This window comes from Mesorhizobium sp. USDA 4413 (genome assembly GCF_056280365.1).
On sequence record NZ_JBVPRP010000001.1, the window covers coordinates 613495 to 632097 of the forward strand.

Consider the following 18603-nt stretch of genomic DNA (forward strand, 5'->3'; position numbering starts at 1 on the left):
GCGGTATGAGATGGGATGAAAGCAAAATTCGACGTCATACCGCATCTGGAGGATCTGTGGCGTTACGGCAGGGTGCTCACCGGCAATGATTCCGACGCCGATGACTTGGTGCAGGAAGCTCTCGCCCGTGCGCTGTCGATGGCCGGCAGCTACGACCGCTCCAGGCCGCTGCTGCCCTGGCTGCTCAGGATTGTCCGCAACACCTTCTTCACAAGCACCAGCCGGGCCGCTGCCGACAGGCGGCGCCTTGCGTCCATCGTCGGCATGTCGGATGCGGCTTCGCCGCCGCCGCAGGAGCACAGCGCCGAACTCTCCAACGTAGGCAGGGCGCTTGCCCGGATGCCGACCGACCAGGCCGAAATACTCCATCTCGTCGGCGTGCTGGGCTTCACCTATGCCGAGGCGGCCGAACTGCTGGGCGTGCCGACGGGAACCGTGATGTCCCGCCTCAGCCGGGCTCGCACGGCCTTGAAGAACAATATGGAAAATATGGACAGCGAAGCTGCCCGTCATTTGAAGATCATTGGAGGGCGCGTGATGTGGTCCGATAATCGCGTTTCCGAACAGGATATCGGCCGTTTGCTGGATGGCGAGCTGTCGCCGTCGCAGCGGTCCGAGCTGCAAGCCCGGCTTGCCCGCGAGCCCGAACTGGCGGCGACGGTGTTTGCCCATGCGCAGCGCATGGATGCGCTGCGCGATTCCCAACCGCGGCGGCTGTTCCCGCCCGGCGCGACCGTCGAAAAGGCGAGACAGCTGGAACAGGCGCTTCGCCGCAGGCGGATGTTCGCCATGCTCAGGCTTCAGGTCGCCGCCGTCGCGCTGGTCGCGATCGGATGGTCGGCCAACTCGCTGACCGTGCCGCTTCGCCAGGGCGGCAAGACGGCGGATCAAACCTTCATCCTGGCGGCGCGGGATGCGCTGCGCGTCGCGCAGCTCAATGCGGGTCCCGAAAAGGGCATCGAGCTCAAGCAGGACAAGATCCAGCGGCTGGTTGGCGCCGTCAATGTCAGCATGCCGACGCTGCCTCCGTCATGGGCCGTCAAGGATGTCCAGGTGCAGCCCTGGAACGGACAGCAGAGCCTGGTCGTCACGGCCGACACGCCGAGCGTCGGGCGCATCACGCTTGTCGCCGCGCCGATGAACGGCGAGGACGCCGTTCCCCCGACGCCGGCCACCGACGGCCGCGTGCCGACGGTTTATTGGCAGTCCGGGGGCACGGCCTACGCGCTGATGGGGTCGGCCGCACCGGATCGGCTCGAGGTGGAAGCGAAGCAGATCGAGGTCGCCACGCGCCGGAGCGTTGCGCCGAAGATAACAGGTTGATCGCGGCTGCTGTTGCGGAAGGGAAAAGAATGCGCCCGATGCTGGAGTTCAAGACACGCCGCATGCTGTCGGATGGGGTCACGCGATGAACCTCCTGTCGTTCGAAAGGAGATATTATCCGTCCACCTGCCCGGTTTGCGCCGGAATGTCCCTGGAAGCCGAGGTCACGGCCCGCAAGGTGGAATTCCAGTGTGCCGCCTGCGGGGCATTCGAGATCACCTCGGCGGCTCGCACCGCAATGAAGTGCCTGTCACGGGAGCACCGCCAATTGTGGCTGTCGCAAGCGCGGCTGCGGGCTTCGACCGTCCCGCTGATCGCTTGCGCGAACGAGACGCTGCCGCAGCTCGCCGGCCCCCCAAATGATCCGCGAAGGTGACCCGGGAAGCGCTGCGCGCGGGCGCTCCCCAACGGCCCGGCATCTCGGCTTGGGGTTGCCGGGCCGTTTTCGCAAAAGAGGAAACAAACCGACTCCGGCCCCGGGGCCAATATCCCATTAAAACCAGGCGATTGCGATGCGCGTCCATGGCGTTCGACCCGGCACCGAAACGGCGCTGTCGTCCATCGCGGTGGCTGGCGGAGCCGTGCGCTTCCCGCCTGGCGAAGGCGCGCCATATGCCTCGGAGGCGCCGGGCCGTTTCGGCCGACCGGATCGCGCTTCGAGTTATCGGCGAGTAGCCATGCCCCAGCAATCCTCCGCAGACAAATCCGCTCTCGATCTCTATGAGCCGATCAATGTCCTGAAGCCCTTCGCCGCCGATCTGTGGATCGTGGACGGGCCGCGGATCGGCTTCGGCGTCGGACCGTTTGAATTCCCTTCACCACCCGCATAACGGTCATACGGCTTCGCAACGGCGATCTCTACGCCCTGACCGCCTCGCTCGTCTCAGCCCTGCGTCGCCGGATCGCCTCGGCGATGAAGACGCGCGACAGCGCATGATAGAGCGGCTCGTTGGAAATCAGCCTCGCCGTGCCGTAGCCCAGCATCGCCGCGCACATCAGCGCGATCACATTGTCGTGGTTGCCGGTCATTTCGAGGATGATGACGAAAGCTGTCATCGGCGCCTGCACGACGCCGGCGAAATAGCCGGCCATGCCCAGCAGCGCCGCGGTCCCCGTGGCCGTGCCGAAGACAAGGCCGAGCGTGCTGCCCAGGCCGGCGCCCACCGCCAGCGACGGCGCGAACAGGCCGCCCGGAATGCCCGACACCATCGACAAGAGGCCGGCTGCGAATTTCTCGACGAAGAAAAAGGCCGGCAGCGGCGTGCCTTCGATCGCGCCGCGCGCCTGCACATAGCCGGTGCCGAATGTCAGCCCGCCGGACGCGACGCCGATCACCGCCACGGCAAGCCCGCAGATGGCCGCCACGACCAGCGCGCGCGGCAGCGGCTGCAGCGCGTTCCAGCGTCGGATGCGGCGCATGACCTTCAGCGCCGAGAGCGAGAACAGCGCGCCGACACCGCCGCCGATGATGCCGCAGGCGAGCACCAGCGGCCAGTCGGCGGCGAAGGCGACCGTATCCTTGGCGATACCGAAATAGGTGTAGTTGCCGAGCAATCCGAGCGAGGCGAGGCCGGCCAGGATCACCGCCGTCAGCACCAGCCCGTTGGTGCGCGCCTCATAGGCGCGGCCCATTTCCTCGATGGCGAAGACGATGCCCGCGAGCGGCGTGTTGAAGGCGGCGGCGATGCCGGCGGCGGAACCGGCCAGGATCAGCCCGCGCGCCTGCGCCATGCCGCCCCAGCGCGCCGCCTGCAGCATCACCGAGGCGCCGACCTGCACCGTCGGGCCCTCGCGGCCGATCGAGGCGCCGCAGGCGAGGCCGACGACGGTGAGCGCGATCTTGCCCACCACCAGCCTGAGCGACAGGATGCGGCTGCGGTCGTCCTCGTCGCGCAGATGCCGCGCCGCGATCGCCTGCGGAATGCCGCTGCCTTGCGATCCCGGGAAGAAGGCATGCGCCAGCCAGGCGCAAAGCACGAACCCGAGCGGCGTCACGATCAGGGGCAAATAGAAGCGCCAGCCGTCGTCACCACCGGTCATGACATGGAACAGGGCCTGCGCCCGGTCGGCGAGCAGGGCGAACAGGACGCTGATCAGGCCGATCGAGATGGCGCCGGCCCAGAAGACGAGACGCGGCTGCCAGACGCGCCGCGACACCCACATGGCGCGTGAACGCCGCAGCATACGGTATTTTCGGGATATGCCGGCCATGACCGCCCTCGCAATGGTTGCCCGCCCTAGCACACTTGCCTGGCCGATCAAGCCCGCGAGGGCAGGGCGGGCGCTATGCCAGCAAAGTCGAGGAACGCTGCTCAAGGACATGCGGCCGGATGGCGAACTCCCCGCCGGCATACCGGCCGGCGGGAAGGTCCTCACGCAGGCTCGGCGAGGTCACATCGCCATTTTCTCACATTCGGCCTGGGCCTTCTTGGTCGACGTATCGATCATGTAGGTTTGCCTTTGGCATCGGTGATTATCATCATGCAATGCTTGATCGGCTTCGCCATCTTCATCATTTCGGCGCTCATCTTGGCGTCCGGCATCATGGTGCCCATGTGGCCGTCCGGCATGATTGCGGTGACTTGCCCGCCCTTCATCATCGTCATGGCGCCCATCGTATCTTCGGCAAAGGCTTGCGAGGCGCAAAGACCGGCGAGGCCGGCAATGAGTGCGAGCTTGATCGAGTGCATCTGAAAACTCCCATTGTTGAGGGGCATGGTCGCCCTCTTCCGGTTCGTGGATGCGCTTCGATTGGTTACGCCAACACGAATATGTGATCGAGTTTCAGCCGAAGATGGCGGCAGCCGGTCGCGTTCCGCCGCAGGGCAGGGTCAAAATTTGTTGACCTCTGTGCCAGTCGAAATAGCTACCGCTTCGCATCGGCCGGGACATAAAGCAGTCCGGTGCGGTGGGCCGGCTGAGCCGCATGACGCCGACGCCGGCTTGAGGGCGGATGGCTCGCAGCGGACCACCGCTTCCTGCGCGACGGAACTGGCGGACAATTGGAACAGCAACTCTTTGCGACAGAACGCGACCCGCGTCTCAAGCTGATCATCCCGGCAATCGTCGCCATCGCCTTCCTGATGGAACAGCTCGATTCCACCATCCTCACCACCGCTATCCCGGCAATCGCGCAAAGCCTCGACACGACCCCGGTCCGCCTCAATTTGGCGATCACCACTTACATCCTGACCTTGGCCGTGTTCATTCCGGTCAGCGGCTGGTTCGCCGACCGGTTCGGCGCCCGCAAGATCTTCGCGCTGGCGCTCTTCACCTTTACCCTCGGCTCGGTCCTGTGCGGCGTGGCGGGCAGCATCGGCATGTTGCTTGCCATGCGCGCGCTGCAGGGGCTGGGCGGCGCCATGATGACGCCGGTCGGGCGGCTGATCCTGCTGCGCTCCTTTCCGCGCAGCGGGCTGATCACCGCCATGACGTACATGACCTTGCCGGCGATCATCGGTCCCGTCATCGGGCCGCTGCTCGGCGGCCTCTTGACCACCTATGCCTCCTGGCGCTGGATCTTCTACGTCAACGTGCCGTTCGGCCTCATCGGCATTTTCGCCGCCCTGCGCTTCGTCGACGATTTCCATGGCGGGGAGCTTCAGCCTTTCGACTTCGCCGGCTTCCTCATGGTGGGCGCCGGCGCAGCACTCCTGCAGTTCGGCCTGGAGAATATCGGCAGGCCAGTCATTTCGCCGCTGGCGACCGTGCTGGTCTTGGCCGCATCGGTCCTGCTGCTCTTCGCCTTCGGCCGCTATGCGCGCCGCGTCGAAGCACCGGCGGTCGATCTCACGCTGTTCCGCTTTCGCTCCTTCTGGGTCGGCACGCTGGCCGGGGGGCTGTGCCGCATCGGCCTCAACGGCGCGCCGTTCCTGTTGCCGCTGATGCTGCAGGTGGGCTTCGGCATGAGCCCGGTCACGTCCGGCTCGCTGACCTTCGTCGGCAGCTTCGGCGCGCTTCTGATGCGGCCGCTGCTGTCGTTCTTCCTGCGGCGCTTCGGCTTCAAGGCCGTGCTGAGCGGCAGTGCGGTGGTCGGCTCGGTTGCCGTGGCGGGCTTTGCCCTGCTCGATGCCGACACCCCGCATTGGCTGATTGGCTGCTACGTCTTTTTCTTCGGCATCGTCCGTTCGGCGCAATTCATGTCGTCCAACACGCTCTCTTATGCCGACCTGCCGGCCGAGAAGCTCAGCCGCGCCACCAGCCTGGGCGGCGTCCTGCAGCAACTCAGCGTCTCGCTCGGCGTCTCGATCGCCGCCATGGTGCTGGGCCTCGTCTCCGGTGAGGTCCATGCGCCGACGGCGGGTCAGTTCCATTGGGCGTTCCTGCTGACGGCAGTCATCCCGCTGCTTCCCATTCCAGGTTTCTTTTTCCTGCATCCGGAAGACGGCCAGCAGGTCAGCGGCCATCGCCGGCGAACGGATACTCGTTGCCAGTGGCAGCTCCCCTTCTCCCTTGTGTGAGAAGGAAGGCCGGCGCATGACTCCGGCGCCGAGCTGTGCTATGCGCCGCGCTTCCCATGCGGGCCGATGCTGAAATCGGCCGCAAATCGCTTATATTGGCGCCACCATGACCGTTTCGCTTGATCTTACCGCCGAAGGCGCCCGTGACGCCTTGCGCCGCGCAGCACCGGCCGAGAAGCCGTCGCTGATCGGCCTGACCCGTGCCGAGCTCGGCGAGGCTCTGGTCGGCGCCGGCATCGTGCCGGAGCGCCAGGCCAGGATGCGCGCCCAGCAGCTCTGGCATTGGATGTATGTGCGCGGTGTCTCCGATTTCGCGCATATGTTCAACATCTCCAAGGAATTGCGCGCCGCGCTCGACAAGCATTTCACCGTCGCGCGGCCGGAGATCGTCGAGGAGCAGATCTCCTCCGATGGCACGCGCAAATGGCTGTTCCGCTTTCCGCCGCGCGGCGCCGGCCGTCCCGTCGAGATCGAGACCGTCTACATTCCTGAGGAAGGCCGCGGCACGCTCTGCATCTCCTCGCAGGTCGGCTGCACGCTGACCTGCTCCTTCTGCCACACCGGTACGCAGAAGCTGGTGCGCAATCTGACGACGGAAGAGATCCTGGCGCAGCTGCTCACCGCGCGCGACCGGCTGGGCGATTTCCCCGACCGCGACACGCCGGACGGCGCCATCGTGCCGGCCGAGGGCCGCAAGGTTTCCAACATCGTCATGATGGGCATGGGCGAGCCGCTCTATAATTTCGAGGCGGTGAAGAAGGCGCTGCTGATCGCTTCCGACGGCGACGGACTTTCCCTGTCGAAGCGCCGCATCACGCTGTCGACCTCGGGCGTGGTGCCGGAGATCGCCCGCACCGGCGAGGAGATCGGCGTCATGCTGGCGATCTCGCTGCATGCCACCAATGACGATCTGCGCGACCTGCTGGTGCCGATCAACAAGAAGTTCCCGCTGAAGGAGCTGATCGCCGCCTGCAAGGCCTATCCGGGCCTCTCCAACGCCAAGCGCATCACCTTCGAATATGTGATGCTGAAGGACGTCAACGATTCCTTGGAAGACGCCAAGGCGCTGGTCAAGCTCTTGAAGGGCATTCCGGCCAAGATCAATTTGATCCCGTTCAACCCGTGGCCCGGCACCAACTACCAGTGCTCGGACTGGGAGACGATCGAGAAGTTTGCCGACTACATAAACAACGCCGGCTACGCCTCGCCTATCCGCACGCCGCGCGGCCGCGACATCCTCGCCGCCTGCGGCCAGCTCAAATCGGAATCGGAACGCATGCGCAAGGTGGATCGCCTGGCGCTGGAAGCGATGATGATCGCGGGGCACGGCGAGGCGTGAGGCGCATCATCGCGTATCTGGTCCGCTTCGCCGTCATCCTGGTCGGTTATGTCGTCGCCTCGCTGGCGGCGAGCGCCTTCCTCAACATCTTGGTCCTGGCGCATCTCGGCTACACGCCCGCCGATCCCGAGCCGACCGCGACCGCCTCGCTTTATTTCTCGGTGCCTTTCGTGGCGCTGTTCGTCGCCTATTTTGCGTTCATGCCGGCGGCGGTCGTCATTTTGATCGCCGAAGTGCTCGGCCGGCGCGACTGGCTGTTCTACGCGCTGGGCGGCGCCGTCATCGCCGTCGTCTTCCTCGGCTTCGTCCATAGTGTGGGCGACGCCAATTTCGATGTCACCGCGACCAACGCCAGATTGGCCGTGATCGGCTGCGGCATGGTCGGCGGCATCTTCTATTGGCTCTCCGCCGGCCGCTTGGCCGGAAGCTGGCGCCGCGAGGCGCTACCCGATCTGGAATCCTGATCTCCGCGCGAGCCTATCTCGCCTGCGCGGTCAGGATCTTCAGCGCGAAAGCCGAGAACACGCCGCCGAACAGATAATCGACCACGCGCGTGACGCGCGGGCTTGCCTTCATCGCCGCCGAGAACTTTTCCGCCGCCAGCACCATCGGCGCCGTCACCGGGATCGACAGCACGATGAACATCATGCCGAGAAAGAACAGTTTCGCCGAGGCGTTCGGATCATGAGCGGAGACGAATTGCGGCAGGAAGGTCATGAAGAACAGGATGATCTTCGGGTTGAGCAGGTTGACGCCGAGCCCGGCCGCCCAGCTGCGGAATAAGGAGACTTGCGGTCCCGTTCTCTTTTCCGGCGAGAAGGCCGAGCCCTTGGCGACCGCCTGCCAGGCCAGGAACACCAGATAGCCGGCGCCGAAGATCTTCAAGGCGAAGAAGGCCATCGGCGAAGCGACGATCAGCGCCGAGATGCCGACCACCACCAGCGTGGTGTGGATCAGCGTGCCGCAGAGCGCGCCGGCCATCGAGGCGAAGCCGGTGGCGCGGCCCTGGCTCAGCGTGCGCGAGACAAACAGCGTCATGTCCGGTCCCGGCGTGATCGCCAGGATGACGGTGGCGATGGCGAACTGGATGAGCGTCGAAGTGTCGGGAATGAAGGACATGGGTCGCCTCAGGGGTCGCCTCGGACTGGATCGCACTGCCTATAACGCGGCGCTTTTTCCCTCGCCAGCCCCTGCCGGAGCAAACATCTGACCCAGCCTGTGCCATGGCGAGGCGCAGCTTCGTCTCTTGCGCCGCCCGGAAAGGCCGTGATACCTCGCCCGCGAAGCTCTTTTCCCGCGGAACCGCCAAAAATGTCCAAGACCAAGAACGTCAAGAAAGTCGTGCTCGCCTATTCCGGCGGCCTCGACACCTCTATCATCCTGAAGTGGCTGCAGACCGAGCTCGGCGCCGAGGTCGTCACCTTCACCGCCGATCTAGGCCAGGGTGGCGAGCTGGAGCCGGCGCGCCGCAAAGCCGAGATGATGGGCATCAAGGACATCCGCATCGTCGACGTGCGCGAGGAATTCGTCGCCGACTTCGTCTTCCCGATGTTTCGCGCCAATGCCGTCTATGAAGGCACCTATTTGCTCGGCACCTCGATCGCCCGGCCGCTGATCTCGAAGCACCTGGTCGAGATCGCCAAGGAGACCGGCGCCGACGCGATCGCCCACGGCGCCACGGGCAAGGGCAATGACCAGGTCCGCTTCGAATTGTCGGCTTACGCGCTCAACCCGGACATCAAGGTCATCGCGCCGTGGCGCGACTGGTCGTTCAAGTCGCGCACCGACCTTCTCAACTTCGCCGAGCAGCACCAGATCCCGGTGCCGAAGGACAAGCGCGGCGAGGCACCCTTCTCGGTCGACGCCAACCTTCTGCACTCCTCTTCCGAGGGGAAGGTGCTGGAGGATCCGTGGAGCGAGCCGCCGGAATTCGTGCATCAGCGCACCGTCTCGCCAATGGACGCGCCTGATGTGGTAACCGAGATCGAGATCGAATTCCTGAAGGGCGATCCGATCGCGCTCAACGGCAAGAAGCTGTCGCCGGCCACCATGCTGGCGGCGCTGAACGATCTCGGCCGCGACAACGGCATCGGCCGCCTCGATCTGGTCGAGAACCGTTTTGTCGGCATGAAGTCGCGCGGCGTCTACGAGACCCCCGGCGGCACCATACTGATCGCCGCCCACCGCGCCATCGAATCGATCACGCTCGACCGGGGCGCGGCCCACCTCAAGGACGAGTTCATGCCGCGCTATGCCGAGCTCATCTATAACGGCTTCTGGTTCGCGCCCGAGCGCGTGATGCTGCAGGCGATGATCGACAAGAGCCAGGAAGACGTCGAGGGCACGGTGCGGCTGAAGCTCTACAAGGGCAATGTCATAGTCACCGGCCGCAAGTCGAAGAAGACGCTTTACTCCGACGCGCTGGTCACCTTCGAGGACGACCGCGGCGCCTACGACCAGAAGGACGCCGAAGGGTTTATCCGGCTCAATGGCCTGAGGCTGAGGACGCTGGCGGCGAGGAATCGCAGGCACTGATCATTTGCCGATACGGCTGTCATCAAATGACCCGGCGGAAACGCCGGGTTTTATTTTTGCACGCTAATATAAGAGATATTGGTACCACTCTCATACTATTGACCTGCTCGCGATGTAGGCTACTTTGTTCGCGGGACAGGGGGGTGGATTTGAAGAATCGAATTATTTTGCTGCTGACCGCAGCAGTAATCCCAATCGCATGTCAGGTGGCCATTGCGGGCAGCAAGCCGCCAGAGCCAGACATGGCCAAATGTGTTGCCTCGGCTCGTGTCTGGGATCTTACGGTCAAGCATCAGCTCGCGTCGTTTATGGGCGTGTCATTGGACCGCATGCCAGCGCTTTTTTGTCAGCGTATCTTCGAAGGCGTCCGCACGGGACGCATCAGCTTCTCGGACTTAAATGCCATTCAGTTCAACCAGCCGACGGAAATCTGGAGTGTGATCAAGGGCAAGCCAAGGGCAGCTGCAGTCACGCGAGCCCCAGCGCCGCAGTCGTCCAGGTACCGCAACTGCACTGGCATTGACGGTGCATTCCAGGTTCCGATTTCCCAGAGATGTCCGTTCAGTGGCTATGCGCATGGCGACCAGCCGACAAAAGCAGACACCAGGCGCAGTTCGAAACCGGCCTCAGCGCCACGGTCGACCAAGTACCGCAATTGCACTGGAATTGACGGCACCTTCCAGGTCCCCATTTCCCAGAAATGCCCGTTGAGCGGCTACGCCCATTATTGAGAGGGCCGGTCCGGATTAACTCCAGTTCCCACAAACAAACAGCCCGGCACTGGCCGGGCTGGTTGTTGCAGTGAATGCAAATTCGATCAATCCGCGTCGATCGCCTCGGCGATGCGGGCGATGGCCTGCTGGTAGACGCTGGCTGAGTTCCAGCCGGCGATGGCGCCCATATTGGCCTCGTAGCTTGCGCCGGCCTGCCAGCCATGGGCCTTGAGATAGTTGGCGGTGGAGGCCAGCGCCGTGTTGCGGTCGCGCAAATTGCCGCTGCCGACGCCGTATTTCAGCACGTTTCCGGGCAGGAACTGCGTGTGACCGATCTCGCCATGCATGGCGCCGACCGAGGAGGCGCTCAGCGCGCCGCGATCGACGAGCTTCAGCGCCGCGATGGCATGCGGGGTGAAGTAGTCGGGACGGCGGCAGTCATAGGCGAGGGTCAGGATGGCCGAGATCGTGTTCTGGTTGCCCATCGAGGCGCCGAAGCCGGTTTCCATGCCCCAGATGGCGAGCAGCACGCCCGGCGGCACGCCATAGGTCCGCTCGATATCGGCGAACATCGCTGCATTCGCCTTCTTCAGCGCGCGGCCTCTCGAGATGATGGCGGACGCGCCGCGGCGTTTCATGAACGCCTCCACCGAGCCGCTGAACGCCTTATGGATGGCGCGGTCGGCGGCGATCGTCCTTGTCGCGTAGGTGGCCCCGGCCAGCGCCGAAAGCCCCCTTTGGCCGACGCCGTTGGCTTTGGCCTCGGCGGCGAAGTCCTGCTTCCAGGCGTCGAAGCCGGCGCCGGTCTTGCCGCAGCTGGCAGCGGCCTCGGCCCCCGTCGCCAGCCCAAGCATCGCCACCACCGCCGCGGCGGCCGCGAAAATCCTTCCTTTGGCAAAAAATGCCATGTCCTTCTCCTGGTTGCCTTGAATCACGTCCCGGTTGCGAATTTGCCAGCGAAACGCCGGGTTGTCACCGCCCCCGCGGGGGACGTGGCATCCGACACTGGCGAAAGAAGGGCAATTTGCCGACGATCAAGGGGCAGGTGTGGCGTGCTTGCCGCATGGAGAACGCGGACTGTCGTGGCTCTTGGGCGCCGGTTCCACGGTTTGCGGCGTAAAGCGCTTCGAGCGCCCGGCCCTTTGCCCGTTCTTCATCCGCGGCGAAATGCCCGGGAAAATGTCGTCCGGAACCTGGAGAGGCTCAAGCCTGCTCACGCGCTGTTGACCAGACCGGCGAAAAACCGGGGAACAATTCGTGAGCGGGCGAAAAGGACTTTAGCCGGAACGCATAAGCCTCTGTCTCGTTTCCAAGCCCGAGGGAGCGTTGAAAACGGAGAGAAAACCATGAAACGCGTCTTGTTTCCGGCGCTGGCCGGTGCGTTGCTCACTGTCTCGGGCGCCGCTTTCGCCGATACCCCCGTCCAGGCGGTGACCGATCTGAACGTTCGCGCCGGTCCCGGTCCGCAATATCCTGTCATCGGCGTGCTGGCCGCCGGCCAATCGGCCACGCTCAATGGCTGCATCCAAGGCAGCAAATGGTGCACGATCGCCGAAGCCGGCGGCAAGGGCTGGGTGTATTCCGACTATGTGACGGGCGATTTCGGCGGCAGCCGCGTCGTCGTGACCCGCCGCCCGGCGGACGCCGATATCGCCGTGGTGGCGCCGCCGACCGATGATCTCTACACCACGGGCAGCTACACCGGCGCCATCGTTTCGAGCGACGACGCCATCGAGTCGATCGGCAGACCGCCGGCCGAGGTCGGCACCTATGTCACGACGCACCGGGTCGATCCGGTCTATCTCGAAGGCGAGGTGGTGACCGGCGCCACGCTGCCCGACACGGTCGAGCTGCGCGAGATCCCCGATTATCGGTATCGTTACGTCTATGTGAACAACCAGCCAGCGCTGGTCGACCCCGGCACGCGGCGCATCGTCTATGTGATGCGCTGATCGGGCTTTATCGTCGTGAGAAGAGCGGCCGCCAGCGATGGCGGCCGTTTTTCACTCGGCATATGGCAACCCGCGTGGGCGGTAATCGCGCGGTAACTACCGATCTCCTATTTCATTCAGCCTAAGCCTCCGGCAGGGGAGCCGCGTGACGATCGAGAATGCCGCCTTCGAGGGCTATCGCCGCTCGCCGAACGAAAAGACCAATTTGCCGCGCCTGTTCTTCGGCACGGAAATCGTCGTCGCCTTCTGGATGGCGATGACGGCTCTCGTGCTGTTTGCCGGAACCTATGTCTATATCGTCTGGCGCCTTCCCGGACCGTCGACCGGACAGTACATGCAGGATTTCCTGGCATCGCCCGTCGGAATCTTGAGCGCCCTGACCTCCTTCGCCGGCATCTGGATCGGTCTCTGGGTGGCGATGCGCTTCCTGCATGGCGAGCCGCTGTCCGCCCTCTTCGGCGTCACCCGCCGCGTCGCCGGCTCGGATTTCCTCAAGGGCCTGGTCGCGGTGCTGATCACCTCGCTGTTTTCGGAGGTACTGCTCTATTGGCTGCAGCCGGAGATCGCGCGCGGACCGATCGCGTTGTCGTCCTGGCTGCTCTTCCTTGTTCCGATCGTGCTGCTCGCTTTCCTGCAGACCTCGTCGGAGGAAATGCTGTTTCGCGGCTATCTGCTGCGCGGCCTCGCCTGTCGCTTCAGGAGCCCGCTGGTCTGGGCGGTGCTGCCGGGCCTGCTGTTCACGTCGCTGCACTGGAACTCGGCCTCGACGCTGGCCATCAATGCCAGTGTCTTCATCTCGATCGGCACCTTTGCGCTGCTGCTGACGCTGCTCGTCTATGTCACCGGCAATCTGGGCGCCGGTTTCGGCGCCCATCTCGGCAACAACCTCACCGGTTTCCTGCTGATCTCGCATCAGGAAGGCTATAATGGCTTCGCCCTGCTCAACGCCAAGCCGCTCGAAGGTCCAGGCTGGAGCAATCTGGACGCTGTGCTCATCGCCGCGATCGGCGTCGTCAGCACCCTCTTGACGATGCTTTTGCTTTTGCACCGGCGCTCGCCGCTGCGGGTCGGGACGAGCACGCAAAGCCTGGGCTGAGCGATCCCCCGATCGCGGCGTTTTGGCCTAGGTTTGGGCCCAAGCCTTGACTCCAAGGCCGATTTCCTGTTCTAGACGCCTCGAATTCCGCGACGAGTAACCCTTTCGCGAAAGCCGACCAGGACGCCGAAGCCCCTTTGAGGCGAGTGCTGTAAAGAGATCCCGGAGGCCAACACCCGGCAGCGCGATGCGCCCCCGGGTGCTTTTTGGCTTTGCGCTTTTGCTTGGCGCCCCGGCGCGAACGCACTACCTCTCGGTCGAACCCACCGAGATCAAGGACCGCAGATGTTTGAATCCCTCCAGGAGCGTCTTGGCTCCATCCTGAACGGCCTGACCGGCCGCGGCGCGCTGTCCGAGGCGGATGTCTCGGCGGCACTTCGCGAGGTGCGCCGCGCGCTGCTCGAGGCCGACGTCGCGCTGGAAGTGGTTCGCTCCTTTACCGACAAGGTGCGCGAGAAGGCGGTCGGCGCCGCGGTGCTGAAGTCGATCAAGCCCGGACAGATGGTCGTCAAGATCGTCCATGACGAGCTGGTCGAGATGCTCGGCGCCGAGGGCGTCGCCATCGATCTCAACGCGCCGGCGCCTGTCGTCGTCATGATGGTCGGCCTGCAAGGGCTCCGGGAAGACGACCACCTCGGCCAAGATCGCCAAGCGGCTGACCGAGCGGCAGAACAAGAAGGTCCTGATGGCCTCGCTCGACACGCGGCGTCCTGCCGCGCAAGAGCAGCTGCGCCAGCTTGGCGAGCAGACCAAGGTCGCGACCCTGCCGATCATCGCCGGCCAGAGCCCGGTCGACATCGCCAGGCGCGCCGTGCAGGCCGCCAGGCTCGGCGGCCATGACGTGGTCATCCTCGACACCGCCGGCCGTACCCATATCGACGAGCCCCTGATGGTCGAGATGGCCGACATCAAGAAGGTGTCGAGCCCGCACGAAATCCTGCTGGTCGCCGACTCGCTGACTGGCCAGGATGCCGTGAACCTGGCGAAAAGCTTCGACGAGCGGGTCGGCATCACCGGCCTGGTGCTCACCCGCATGGACGGCGACGGCCGCGGTGGTGCGGCGCTTTCGATGCGCGCCGTCACCGGCAAGCCGATCAAGCTCATCGGCACCGGCGAGAAGATGGACGGGCTGGAGGAATTCCACCCCAAGCGCATCGCCGACCGCATCCTCGGCATGGGCGACATTGTCAGCTTGGTCGAGAAGGCCGCCGAGACCATCGACGCCGAGCAGGCGGCGGCGATGGCGAAGAAGATGCAGTCGGGCAAGTTCGACCTGAACGACCTTGCCCAGCAGCTTCAGCAGATGTCGAAGATGGGCGGCATGGGCGGTATCATGGGCATGATGCCCGGCATGGGCAAGATGAAGGACCAGCTCGCCGCCGCCGGCTTCGACGACAAGATGTTCCGCCGCCAGCTCGCCATCATCTCCTCGATGACCAAGGCCGAGCGCGCGAACCCCGACATCCTGAAGCACTCGCGCAAGAAGCGCATCGCCGCTGGCTCCGGCACCGATGCTGCCGAGATCAACAAGCTCTTGAAGATGCATCGCGGCATGGCCGACATGATGAAGGCGATGGGCGGCAAGGGCAAAGGGGGCGGCCTCATGCGCGGCATGATGGGCGGCCTTGCCTCGAAGATGGGCCTTGGCGGCATGATGCAGGGCGGCGGCATGCCCGATCTGTCCAAGATGGATCCCAAGCAGCTCGAGGCCCTGCAGAAGCAGGCGCGGGCCGCCGGTCTCGGCAAGGGCCTGCCGGGCGGCTTGCCCGGTGGACTTCCCGGCGGTGGCGGACTGCCGGGCCTGCCCGGCGGTATGAAGCTTCCGGGTCTTCCCGGTCTGGGCGGCGGCGGGCTCCCTGGCCTCGGCAAGAAGAAGTGAGGGGGCGATGAACGAGGAGAAAGACATGGCCGAAGCACGCGCCATCCTGGCCGGCTACCGCGCTTCGATCGACAACATCGACGCCGCCCTCATCCATATGCTGGCCGAGCGCTTCCGCTGCACCAAGGCGGTCGGCGTGCTCAAGGCCGAGCATGGCCTGCCGCCCGCCGATCCGGCGCGCGAGCAGCAGCAGATCGCCCGCCTTCGCCAGCTGGCGAAGGATGCGAACCTCGATCCGGATTTCGCGGAGAAGTTCCTGAACTTCGTCGTCCGTGAAGTGATCCGGCATCACGAACAGATCGCCGCCAACAACGGCGCTGCCAAAGCCGGCTAACAGCATCAGCCGAAGCCACAACATCAAACGAAATCAGAGCTTTTTAGGAGATAAAGAATGGCACTGAAGATCAGACTGGCCCGCGCGGGCTCGAAGAAGCGTCCTTACTACCACGTCGTCGTTGCCGATGCCCGTTCGCCGCGCGACGGCCGTTTCATCGAGGCACTGGGTTCCTGGAACCCGCTGCTGCCGAAGGACGGCGAGCGCGTCAAGGTCGACGCCGACCGCGTCAAGCACTGGCTGTCGCACGGCGCCCAGCCGACCGACCGTGTGCTGCGCTTCCTCGACGAAGCCGGCATCGCCAAGCGCGAAGCCCGCTCGAACCCGACCAAGGCCCTGCCCGGCAAGAAGGCGCAGGAACGCGCCGCCCTGTTGAAGAAGGCGCAGGAAGACGCCGCTGCGGCGGCTGCCGCTGCGACCGCGGCGCCGGCCGAGGCTGAAGCCGCCAGCGCCGAGTAATCACGGCTTTCATTTACAAAAACGGCGGGGCCAGGCCCGCCGTTTTTCTGTGCCGGCTTGCTGCCTCAATATCCCGACGGGCATCTTGCGATGTAAACGCGGCCATAGCGGTCGCGATAGCGGCACTTGCCGCTTTCGCTGGCATGGCCGATCAGCGCGCCGGCCACTGCGCCGACCGCGCCGCCGACCACTGCGCCCTCGACCGGGTCATTGGCGACGGCCGCGCCGACCGCCGCGCCGCCCAGGCCGCCGACCGCCGCGCCCTTTTCCGTTTGCGAGCAGGCGCCCAGGGCCACCGTCAGCACCAGAATGGTAATTGCTTTCTTCATTGCTGTTCCTCTCTCAAGCGCCGTCCTCGCCGCCATGCCCTAAACTCACGAACAGCTAAATTGATCCCGGCGATGATGAAGATTGGCCGGCTATGTGCCGGTCAGATTTGTGGCGCTGGGCAGCAACTTTTTGAAATCGCGTAATTTTTACCGCTCGGCGAGGCGTCTCAGATTGTCGAGCCCGGCCTCGAAATCCCTGCCGATCAGCGCGTCGAAATTCATGAACAGGCCCATCAGCTTGGCGATGAAGGGCCTTGTGCCGCGCATTCCCCAGGTGACCGTGGTGAACTCGCCGGACGGCGAGATCGAGAAGTCGACCGTATTGTTGGCTCGGAACGGCTTTTCGAAATCGAGCTTGAGCGCGACCTGCGACGACGGCTCTGAATTTGTGATCTCCATGCGGCCCTTGCCGGCCTTGGAATTGCCTTCCCAGGCATAGACCGCGCCCCTGCCGCTGTCGGCGCCGGACAGCGTGCGCTGCATCCCGGGGTCGAGCTTTTCGAAGGGCGACCATTCCGGCCAGCGCCGGAAATCGTTGATCAGCGGGAAGATCGCCTCGGCCGGCGCCTTGATGCCGGCCGAGCGTGAGACGACGAAGTCGTTCGGCCGTGTCGCGGCATAGACGAGCACGGCGGCGATGACGACGGCCAGGACGACGAGGATGGTGGTGAGCATTTTCTCCCCCTATCGTGAGAACGGAATCAACGCGCGCACCCTCGCATCGCGCAGATAGAGCCCGCCCCACAGGATAATGCCGAGATAGACGCCGAACAGCGTGTGCGAGAACAGCGGGTTGCCGATCCGCACATGGGTCGAAATCGCGCCGCCCATATAGGCGGTAAGCAGGATGGCGCCGAGCACCGAGGTGCGCGGGATGGCGTAAAGCGCGGTCGAGATCAGCCCGATAACCCCGATCAGGCGCGCGACATTGGCGTCCGCCGGCCAGCCGAGTTCGGTCATCGTCCGGGTGACGATATCCAGCGGCGGCAGCTTGATGACGCCATCGAAGATCATGAACAGCACGACGACGGCGCTGAGCGCGCGCCCCGTCCACAAGGCGCCGTTCGAGACAGGCACGGCTTCGGAAAGGCTCATGGATGTTCCCTCCTGACGGTTTCGAATGCCGGCTGTTTGCCGGGTTCGATCCAAGGACGGAGGAACATGCCGCGATCCTACACGCCTTCGTCATCCTCGGGCGCCTGTGGCTACGAGAAGTAAAATTTATCGGCCGCGATCATCGTCGGCGGCGTTTCGTCCAGCGCCTCGAACACGGAGATCTCGCAGACGCGGCAGAGCCCGTCCAGCGCGAGGTCGTTGGCCTCGACGCCGAATGGGTCCTCGAGCTCTTCCGACAGCGCGTCGAGGCCGAAGAAGGTATAGGCGATCAGCGCCGTGAACAGGGGCGTCGCCCAGCCCGTGGTCGAGATCAGGCCGATCGGCAGGAGCAGGCAGACGACATAGGCCGTGCGGTGCACCAGGAGCGTATAGGCGAAGGGCAGGGGGGTGCCGGCGATCCGCTCGCAGCCGGCCTGGATGGCGGCGATCGCGGCCAGCCGTTCATCGAGGATGCGGAAACCGATCGGATCGAGCGCGCCTGCCTCGCGCCGCGCATTGGGCGCGCCGGCCCATGCGGCGGACCATGTCGTCGGCCGGGTTGGTGCGGGCGGCGACCGTGTCGACCTCGTCGCCGATGAAAGTGCGCGCGTCCTTTGTGCCGTCGATCCGGCGCAATTGCCCGCGCAGGAGATGGCAGAAGGCAAGCGCTTCCATCAGAAGCGCGCGCTGCTCGGCGCGGTCGCCGATCAGGCCGGTGGTGGCGCGCGCCAGATTGCGGATCTCGAAAACCAGCGCGCCCCAGAGCTTGCGGGCCTCCCACCAGCGGTCATAGGCGGCGTTGTTGCGGAACGACAGATAGATCGACAGCGTCACGCCGACGAGCCCGAAAGGCGCGATGCTGAAGGCGCTGAGATCGAGCTGGAAGTGCCGCGCGAGCAGCAGGATGACCGTCGAATAGAGGGCGAAGCCGAAAATCTGCGGCAGGATGCGCGGCACCACCGAGCCGCGCATGATGAAGAACAGCTGCAGGAATGTCGGGCGCGGGCGGACGATCATCGGGTGAACCTTTGCGAGCCGTTATGTCTCTACGGCGATAACGGGTTTGCGGCTCAGCCGCCAGCGACATCG

At 64.8% G+C, this 18603-nt stretch carries 21 protein-coding genes and 1 pseudogene; 13 read left to right on the forward strand and 9 right to left on the reverse strand.

Features of this window, described 5'->3' with window-relative positions; genetic code table 11:
* The first annotated feature begins 15 nt into the window (after nucleotides 1-15).
* The 3 genes from ACVMIM_RS03115 (at nucleotide 16) to ACVMIM_RS03125 (ending at nucleotide 2153) form a co-directional block, all read left to right on the forward strand.
* Nucleotides 16-1323, forward strand: a complete 1308-nt coding sequence (locus ACVMIM_RS03115) for a sigma-70 family RNA polymerase sigma factor (RefSeq protein ID WP_476110340.1) — start codon at nucleotides 16-18, stop codon at nucleotides 1321-1323.
* A gap of 85 nt (nucleotides 1324-1408) precedes the next feature.
* The gene (locus ACVMIM_RS03120) at nucleotides 1409-1699 is read left to right on the forward strand and encodes a hypothetical protein (protein ID WP_476110342.1); all 291 of its coding nucleotides are present in this window, start codon (nucleotides 1409-1411) and stop codon (nucleotides 1697-1699) included.
* 301 nt (nucleotides 1700-2000) lie between these two features.
* Nucleotides 2001-2153 (forward strand): hypothetical protein, encoded by a 153-nt coding sequence (locus ACVMIM_RS03125; protein WP_476110344.1) that lies wholly within the window; start codon nucleotides 2001-2003, stop codon nucleotides 2151-2153.
* Between the two features lie 28 nt (nucleotides 2154-2181).
* Here ACVMIM_RS03125 and ACVMIM_RS03130 read toward each other — a convergent pair whose 3' ends face one another.
* Both ACVMIM_RS03130 and ACVMIM_RS03135 read right to left on the reverse strand, forming a co-directional pair.
* The gene (locus ACVMIM_RS03130) at nucleotides 2182-3534 is read right to left on the reverse strand and encodes a chloride channel protein (protein ID WP_476110345.1); all 1353 of its coding nucleotides are present in this window, start codon (nucleotides 3532-3534) and stop codon (nucleotides 2182-2184) included.
* A 233-nt stretch (nucleotides 3535-3767) separates the two neighbouring features.
* Nucleotides 3768-4013 (reverse strand): hypothetical protein, encoded by a 246-nt coding sequence (locus ACVMIM_RS03135; protein ID WP_476110347.1) that lies wholly within the window; start codon nucleotides 4011-4013, stop codon nucleotides 3768-3770.
* Nucleotides 4014-4325: 312 nt separating this feature from the next.
* Here ACVMIM_RS03135 and ACVMIM_RS03140 point away from each other — a divergent pair, with 312 nt between their 5' ends.
* From ACVMIM_RS03140 to ACVMIM_RS03150, 3 genes are all read left to right on the forward strand, one after another.
* Nucleotides 4326-5783, forward strand: coding sequence for a DHA2 family efflux MFS transporter permease subunit (locus ACVMIM_RS03140; protein WP_476110348.1), 1458 nt, complete (start codon nucleotides 4326-4328; stop codon nucleotides 5781-5783).
* Nucleotides 5784-5889: 106 nt separating this feature from the next.
* Nucleotides 5890-7122 carry a dual-specificity RNA methyltransferase RlmN gene (gene rlmN / locus ACVMIM_RS03145; protein ID WP_476110350.1) on the forward strand — a complete coding sequence of 411 codons (1233 nt, stop codon included), beginning with the start codon at nucleotides 5890-5892 and terminating at the stop codon, nucleotides 7120-7122.
* Nucleotides 7119-7586 carry a hypothetical protein gene (locus ACVMIM_RS03150; RefSeq protein ID WP_476110351.1) on the forward strand — a complete coding sequence of 156 codons (468 nt, stop codon included), beginning with the start codon at nucleotides 7119-7121 and terminating at the stop codon, nucleotides 7584-7586. Before rlmN ends, ACVMIM_RS03150 begins: the two co-directional genes overlap by 4 nt.
* 13 nt (nucleotides 7587-7599) lie before the next feature.
* On the opposite strand, the gene ACVMIM_RS03155 is transcribed toward ACVMIM_RS03150, so the two are convergent.
* Nucleotides 7600-8241 (reverse strand): LysE family translocator, encoded by a 642-nt coding sequence (locus ACVMIM_RS03155; protein ID WP_476110353.1) that lies wholly within the window; start codon nucleotides 8239-8241, stop codon nucleotides 7600-7602.
* A 192-nt stretch (nucleotides 8242-8433) separates the two neighbouring features.
* Here ACVMIM_RS03155 and ACVMIM_RS03160 point away from each other — a divergent pair, with 192 nt between their 5' ends.
* Entirely contained in the window at nucleotides 8434-9657 is a 1224-nt protein-coding gene (locus ACVMIM_RS03160) for an argininosuccinate synthase (RefSeq protein ID WP_476110355.1), read from the forward strand.
* Nucleotides 9658-9800: 143 nt separating this feature from the next.
* Nucleotides 9801-10388: a hypothetical protein gene (locus ACVMIM_RS03165; RefSeq protein ID WP_476110357.1), complete on the forward strand. Its 588-nt coding sequence runs from the start codon at nucleotides 9801-9803 to the stop codon at nucleotides 10386-10388.
* A gap of 86 nt (nucleotides 10389-10474) precedes the next feature.
* On the opposite strand, the gene ACVMIM_RS03170 is transcribed toward ACVMIM_RS03165, so the two are convergent.
* On the reverse strand, nucleotides 10475-11278 hold the full coding sequence (locus tag ACVMIM_RS03170; protein WP_476110358.1) for a lytic murein transglycosylase: 804 nt from the start codon (nucleotides 11276-11278) through the stop codon (nucleotides 10475-10477).
* 438 nt (nucleotides 11279-11716) lie between these two features.
* Here ACVMIM_RS03170 and ACVMIM_RS03175 point away from each other — a divergent pair, with 438 nt between their 5' ends.
* The 5 genes and pseudogenes from ACVMIM_RS03175 to rpsP all read left to right on the forward strand — a co-directional run bounded on the left by ACVMIM_RS03175 (nucleotide 11717) and on the right by rpsP (nucleotide 16090).
* Nucleotides 11717-12322 carry a DUF1236 domain-containing protein gene (locus ACVMIM_RS03175; RefSeq protein WP_041000439.1) on the forward strand — a complete coding sequence of 202 codons (606 nt, stop codon included), beginning with the start codon at nucleotides 11717-11719 and terminating at the stop codon, nucleotides 12320-12322.
* 145 nt (nucleotides 12323-12467) lie between these two features.
* Entirely contained in the window at nucleotides 12468-13418 is a 951-nt protein-coding gene (locus ACVMIM_RS03180) for a lysostaphin resistance A-like protein (RefSeq protein WP_476110360.1), read from the forward strand.
* Nucleotides 13419-13703: 285 nt separating this feature from the next.
* Nucleotides 13704-15297, forward strand: a pseudogene (gene ffh / locus ACVMIM_RS03185) (signal recognition particle protein).
* A 7-nt stretch (nucleotides 15298-15304) separates the two neighbouring features.
* Nucleotides 15305-15631, forward strand: a complete 327-nt coding sequence (locus tag ACVMIM_RS03190; protein ID WP_476110362.1) for a chorismate mutase — start codon at nucleotides 15305-15307, stop codon at nucleotides 15629-15631.
* A 57-nt stretch (nucleotides 15632-15688) separates the two neighbouring features.
* Complete coding sequence (rpsP, locus tag ACVMIM_RS03195; protein ID WP_041000448.1) at nucleotides 15689-16090, forward strand: 30S ribosomal protein S16; 402 nt, start codon at nucleotides 15689-15691, stop codon at nucleotides 16088-16090.
* Between the two features lie 65 nt (nucleotides 16091-16155).
* Here rpsP and ACVMIM_RS03200 read toward each other — a convergent pair whose 3' ends face one another.
* The 5 genes from ACVMIM_RS03200 to ACVMIM_RS03220 form a co-directional block, all read right to left on the reverse strand.
* A complete protein-coding gene (locus tag ACVMIM_RS03200; protein WP_041000450.1) occupies nucleotides 16156-16419 on the reverse strand; it encodes a YMGG-like glycine zipper-containing protein in 264 nt (87 codons plus the stop codon).
* Nucleotides 16420-16566: 147 nt separating this feature from the next.
* Complete coding sequence (locus ACVMIM_RS03205; protein WP_476110365.1) at nucleotides 16567-17094, reverse strand: SRPBCC family protein; 528 nt, start codon at nucleotides 17092-17094, stop codon at nucleotides 16567-16569.
* A 9-nt stretch (nucleotides 17095-17103) separates the two neighbouring features.
* The gene (locus tag ACVMIM_RS03210; protein WP_476110367.1) at nucleotides 17104-17514 is read right to left on the reverse strand and encodes a DoxX family protein; all 411 of its coding nucleotides are present in this window, start codon (nucleotides 17512-17514) and stop codon (nucleotides 17104-17106) included.
* Between the two features lie 110 nt (nucleotides 17515-17624).
* Nucleotides 17625-17999, reverse strand: coding sequence for a bestrophin family protein (locus tag ACVMIM_RS03215; protein WP_476117080.1), 375 nt, complete (start codon nucleotides 17997-17999; stop codon nucleotides 17625-17627).
* Complete coding sequence (locus tag ACVMIM_RS03220; RefSeq protein WP_476110368.1) at nucleotides 17977-18531, reverse strand: bestrophin family protein; 555 nt, start codon at nucleotides 18529-18531, stop codon at nucleotides 17977-17979. The genes ACVMIM_RS03215 and ACVMIM_RS03220 overlap by 23 nt, the downstream gene beginning before the upstream one ends.
* Nucleotides 18532-18603: the final 72 nt, after the last annotated feature.